The sequence below is a fragment of the Marivita sp. genome (assembly GCF_051859345.1).
Classification (GTDB): domain Bacteria; phylum Pseudomonadota; class Alphaproteobacteria; order Rhodobacterales; family Rhodobacteraceae; genus Marivita.
In genome coordinates, this window is sequence record NZ_JBHYFV010000084.1 from 1 (window position 1) to 4,197 (window position 4,197).

The 4,197-nt window shown below is 57.4% G+C and carries 5 protein-coding genes; 4 read left to right on the forward strand and 1 reads right to left on the reverse strand.

Features of this window, described 5'->3' with window-relative positions:
- The 4 genes from ACTIEN_RS21860 to ACTIEN_RS21875 all read left to right on the forward strand — a co-directional run.
- Nucleotides 1–1,399, forward strand: a 1,399-nt coding sequence (locus ACTIEN_RS21860) for an amidohydrolase family protein (protein WP_439525259.1), incomplete at its 5' end; no start/stop codon positions are given.
- Nucleotides 1,400–1,455: 56 nt separating this feature from the next.
- Nucleotides 1,456–2,259 carry an SDR family oxidoreductase gene (locus tag ACTIEN_RS21865; RefSeq protein ID WP_439525260.1) on the forward strand — a complete coding sequence of 268 codons (804 nt, stop codon included), beginning with the start codon at nt 1,456–1,458 and terminating at the stop codon, nt 2,257–2,259.
- 118 nt (nt 2,260–2,377) lie between these two features.
- Nucleotides 2,378–3,385, forward strand: coding sequence for an amidohydrolase family protein (locus ACTIEN_RS21870; RefSeq protein WP_439525261.1), 1,008 nt, complete (start codon nt 2,378–2,380; stop codon nt 3,383–3,385).
- An 87-nt stretch (nt 3,386–3,472) separates the two neighbouring features.
- Complete coding sequence (locus tag ACTIEN_RS21875) at nt 3,473–3,769, forward strand: hypothetical protein (RefSeq protein WP_439525262.1); 297 nt, start codon at nt 3,473–3,475, stop codon at nt 3,767–3,769.
- A gap of 49 nt (nt 3,770–3,818) precedes the next feature.
- Here ACTIEN_RS21875 and ACTIEN_RS21880 read toward each other — a convergent pair.
- On the reverse strand, nt 3,819–4,197 hold a 379-nt coding region (locus ACTIEN_RS21880; protein WP_439525263.1), incomplete at its 5' end, for an integrase core domain-containing protein.

Here is a 4,197-nt window from a genome sequence, read left to right on the forward strand (position 1 = left end):
AGAGCATCAGGACCGTTACATGGTCATGATGGAGAACGTCGAGCAGATCCCGGTCGCTCACCAGAGGGCGAGCCTGCCATGGGACTGGCAATCGTTTCCGGAATTCATGACATCGCTGCGCGGGACCCGGAAAGCGGTCAACGCAATGGTCTATGTGCCGATGAACGCGCTGCTGATCTTTGTCATGGGGATCGAAGAGGCCAAGAATCGTCCCGCAACCAAAGACGAACTCGCCGAAATCAAGCGTCTCCTGCATGATGCCATGGATGCAGGCGCCATCGGGCTGTCCTGTTCCTACCTCGGCCACAATAATGTTCACGTCGATTTCGACGGAAGCGCCATGCCGTGCGATGTCATGGACCTCGACCAGCTGGTTGAGATCGCATCCGTTCTGAAAGATCGCGGGGAGGGTGTCATACAATGCCTCTCCGGCCTGGCTGGCCAGGACGCGACGGTCGAGGCGTCTGAACGGCTCGCGCGCGAAACCGGCCGCCCCGTTTTCCATAATGTCATTGCAACCAATGATGATTTTCCGATCCACACACCTGGTCTCGCATGGCTGGATTCCATGCGTGAAGAAGGGCTGGACATGTGGGCCGCATCATTCTGCCATCGCACCTGGGCCGAGATTTCCCTAACGACACTTACACTGTTTGACTCCGATGAGACATTCAGGGAGCTGACATATGCGGGCTCAAGTGCCAGGGCGTTGGAACTGCTGAGAGATCCGGCATACCGGGAGCGTCTCCGGGTGGCCTACGACCCCGAGAAGTTTATCATTGTCGGGGGTGATCTCGACCGGTTCGTCGTCCTGTCGGTCGCCGACAGTGCCGAGCACAAGGATGTCGAAGGCCAGTTGCTGGGCGCGGCCGCAAGCAAACTGGGCATGAAGACGATCGACCTGTTTGCAGACATCATTCTCAGCTCAAACGGCGCCGCCATCTTCCGGTCGCCTAACGCCACGGCGACAGATCCCGGGATCTTGCGGGAGCTGTTTGCGCATGAGCGGGTCATTCCCGGCGGCTCCGATGGTGGCGCGCACCTGAAAATCTTCAGTGGCGGTCACTGGGGGACGGACTTCCTCGTCAACATGGTGCGGGAACAGAGCATCGTGAGTCTGGAACACGCCCACCACAAGATGAGCGGCTTGCCGATGAAGGTCTTTGGTATCCAGGATCGCGGAACGATCAAGAAGGGCATGGCCGCTGACCTGGTGGTCTATGATCTGGAGCGTCTTTATTCCGATACGGACGCCTATAAGCATGCCTTCGATCTGCCCGATGGTGACTGGCGCAAGCAGGCGCGTGCCGGCGGATATGACCTCATCTGTGTCAATGGAGAGGTCACGTTCCGCAACGGGCAGTTCACTGAGGCGTGTCCGGGCGACGTTGTCTCGTAAAGACTTAACCGGATCCTCAAAGGATACGAATGGCGCGCATGCGTACAGGATTGAATATGAAACTCGACGACAAAGTAGCCATAATCACCGGAGCGGGATCCGGTATCGGCCGGTCCCTGGCGCAGCGGTTCGCGGCAAATGGGGCGAGGGCCGTGATCTGCACGGATCTGAATGGGGACAGGGCGGAGGAAACTGCGCGGCTGATCGGTCAGCAAGCCTCCGCCGAAACCCTCGATGTGGCCGATGAGAACGCGATCAGGGATATCATCGCGCGCGTCGAACAGGCGTATGACGGGATTGATGTTTTCGTGTCCAATGCGGGATATGGCCAGCTCGGCGGCCTGGAAATGCCCACGCTGGAATGGCAGAAAATGATGAGCGTACACACATGGTCCCACCTTGCGGCCGCGCGGGCTGTCGTACCCGGCATGATTGCGCGCGGGGGCGGCTATCTGCTCAGCACCGCCTCTGCTGCCGGCCTGCTGTCACAATTTGATTCCGGTGCCTATGCGGTTTCAAAGCACGCTGCTGTGGCACTGGCAGAGTGGCTTTCCATCAATTATGTGGAGCAGGGGATTGGCGTATCGGTTTTGTGCCCGCAGGCAGTACGCACCAATGTGCTTGATTTCATGAAAGATCCAAATGCCCTGGTGGACGTCGTCCAGGCTGGCGGAGATGGCGTTCTGGAACCGGATACTGTTGCAGACCTGTGCATCGAGGCCATGGCCGATGGCCGGTTCCTGGTGCTGCCGCATCCGGAAGTGGGCACCTATTTTCAGCGCAAGGCGAATGATTATGATCGCTGGCTATCGGGCATGCGTCGTATGCGCAACCGCTTTCAGGATGCGGCGTCCGGCTGAGAGCCAGGCTCACATTCATCCCGGTTCAGCTGAGCTTTCAGTGCCAGAGGCCTGCAGGCACTCCAGCACCGTCCGGGCTCCCCGAGCGATACACGTCACTTAAAAAGCAGGATACGGAATGAGCATAGTTGTCAAAGATGAAAGCTGGCTGACTTCGGTGGAAGAAGAAATAATCGACCCCGGTCGTAGGATTATAGATGCGCACCATCATTTGTGGCGCACGGGTCTGCAGTATCAGGTTGAAGACCTGTGGCGTGACACTGGATCCGGCCACAACATCGAAAAAACCGTGTTTGTCGATTGCGAAGCGGAATATCGCCCGGACGGCCCCGAGCATCTGAAGTGCCTCGGAGAGACAGAGTTTGTGGTCGAGCAGGCCAGGCTGTCGGAGACCGGTGGCGATGGTAAGGCGGTAATTGCGGCCATTGTGTCACGCGCCAATCTGGAGCTGGGTGACGCCGTCGGAGATGTTCTTGATCAGCATGTTGAAATAGGTGATGGCCTGTTTCGCGGGATACGCCTGGTCGCCGCACGCGACCCGCATCCGGAGATGCTGGCCATACCGGCCCAGGCACCAGAAGGGCTCTATAGCTCACCGGGCTTCCGCCGTGGCATGAAAGCTCTGGGCGATCGAGGGCTCACGTTTGACGCCTGGCACTACCATCACCAGAACCAGGACTTTCTCGCGATGGCCCGCTCAGTGCCTTCCACGCAGATCGTTCTTGACCATTTCGGTTCGCCTTTGGGTGTGGGGATGTATGCCGACCGCCGCGACGAGATTTTTGAACAATGGAAGAAGGACATCAGGGAAATCTCTGAGTGCGGCAATGTTGTTGCCAAGCTTGGCGGGCTCTCCATGCCAGACATTGGATTCGGGTGGGACAAGAGGGATACGGCCCCGACTTCAGACGAGTTTGTCGAAGCGCAAAGGCGGTATTTCCTGCACGCCATCGAATGTTTCGGACCCGATCGGTGCATGTTTCAGAGCAACTTTCCAGTCGACAAACTATCCATCGCTTATCCTGTGCTCTACAACGGTCTGAAGAAAATTGTAGCCGATTTCTCCGAGGACGAAAAAGATGCGATGTTTTACGGTACTGCGGCACGTATTTATCGTATTGAGTGACTGGGTCGGCTCGTCGCGTTCTGGTGACCGGCCAACGGGCGTGGCTCTCTGCAATTGTGGTGCCTTCGCAGGCCAGGTGGGCTGCGCATGATTGCTCAGAACAATGAGCTGATCGCGCTGATGCCAAAGGCGGACCTGCTGACCCTCGTCGGGCAGTCAACCTATGACATGGACCATGTCCCGGATCTGCTTGACAGGGTCGCTGCGCTCTCTCCCCTGGTTTCCAGCAGTGATGACTATGTGGACTCGGGCATGGTCTGGCACCTCCTGGCTTCCATCGGCTACGAAGTGGATGATGAGTTTCTCGGGCTGAGCACCCATCGGGTGCCTCCCGGGAGTACCGAGCTCATGATCGCCCGGGCTGTTCGTCGTCAGGTAATTTGAGACTATTTCCGGTTTAACTAAGTGAGTGTTTGGCTCATCTGGTTTCAGTTTAAGCAGCAGACTGTGCGTACTGCAAGCGCCGTAGTTTCATCGTCTTCCTTTTGATTTTCTCCCTTTCAAGCAGGATGGTTTGGCCGCGTCCGGTGTAGACGTCTGCGGGCGTGAGGTTTTTAAGGCTCTCGTGATAGCGCTGGTGATTGTAGTAGCCGATGAACGTGTCGATCTGCGCTTCGAGGTCGCCGGGCAGGAAGTAGTTTTCCAGCAGGATGCGGTTCTTCAGAGTCTGATGCCAGCGTTCGATCTTTCCCTGAGTTTGCGGATGATAGGGTGCGCCGCGCGTGTGCTTCATGCCTTTGTCTGCGAGATAGTCTGCCAGATCGGCAGAGATGTAAGAGGGTCCGTTATCTGACAGAAGCCGGGGTTTATGA